The organism is Microvirga sp. KLBC 81 (assembly GCF_003075415.1).
Taxonomy (GTDB): domain Bacteria; phylum Pseudomonadota; class Alphaproteobacteria; order Rhizobiales; family Beijerinckiaceae; genus Microvirga.
This window is the reverse complement of sequence record NZ_QDAH01000268.1, coordinates 1-1,045: the sequence shown is the minus strand read 5'-3', so window position 1 is coordinate 1,045 and position 1,045 is coordinate 1. Positions and strand designations below refer to the sequence as shown.

The 1,045-nt window shown below is 59.6% G+C and carries 1 protein-coding gene and 1 pseudogene; both read right to left on the bottom strand.

The window, feature by feature from the left end; all coding sequences use genetic code 11:
* Nucleotides 1-62, bottom strand: a 62-nt coding sequence (locus DC522_RS36695) for a hypothetical protein (RefSeq protein WP_245444779.1), incomplete at its 3' end; no start/stop codon positions are given.
* Nucleotides 63-133: 71 nt separating this feature from the next.
* Nucleotides 134-988 (bottom strand): annotated as a pseudogene (locus DC522_RS33685) (IS481 family transposase); the annotation flags it as partial.
* Nucleotides 989-1,045: the final 57 nt, after the last annotated feature.

The window sequence follows — 1,045 nt, the reverse complement described above, 5'->3', positions numbered from 1 at the left end:
TGTTTAGTCCCGGCATTTGGTGGATCGGATCGAGCCTGAAGCGTTCCGGCTCGGTTGTCCAGACTTTGCAGATGTACTCGTAAGGCGTGAGGCCGCGCAGGGTCTTCAGCCGGCGGGCGAAGTTGTAGGCGGTCAGGAAATCACTGAGGTGGCCTCGCAGCTGGTCGTGGGTGTCGTAATAGTAGCGTCTGACGGTTGCATCCTTGAGGGTGCGGTTCATGCGCTCAACTTGCCCATTGGTCCACGGATGCCGCGGCTTGGTCAGGCGATGATCGATGTCGTTCTGCGCACAGACGTACTCAAAGGCGTGAGCGCGGAAGAGCTCGCCTCTCTCCATGGCCTCTTTGATCAGAGGAGCCGCTGAACTCGTATTGCCGGGTGTGGTGAAGTGGGTGCCATTATCGGTAAGGACCGTGTGGATTTTGTACGGCACGGCGGCAATTAAAGCCCGCAGGAAGTCCATGGCCACACGCCTTGTGGCTTTCTCATGCAGTTGGGCAAAGGCGAACTTGGACGTGCGGTCGATGGCCACGAACAGGTAGAGGCGTCCCTCTTCTGTGTGCACCTCCGCGATGTCGATGTGGAAGTAGCCGATCGGGTAGGCCTTGAACTTCTTCTTGGCGGGCTTGTCACCGGTCACCTCGGGTAACCGGCTGATGCCATGGCGCTGCAGGCAGCGATGCAGGGATGAGCGGGTCAGGTGTGGGATGGTGGGCTGGAGCGCATAGAGGCAGTCGTCCAGGGGCAGCAGCGTGTACTTGCGGAAGGCCACGATGATGGCCTCCTGCTCCGCCGTAAGCACGGTCGATCTTGCGTCCTTGGGACCGGTTGGCAGGTCGGCAACGAACGCCCGGCGCTTCCACTTGGCGACCGTCTTCTGGTTGATGCCGTAGCGCTTCGAAAGCTCTCTCAGGCTCGTTTGACTATGCTGGATCGCTCGACGGATTGCCTCTGTCGAGGTGGCGCTCCCATGGAGAACCTGGCCCATAGCGCATCCCTCCATTCCGGAGAAAACAATGCACCATCAAACCCTGGGATCAAACAT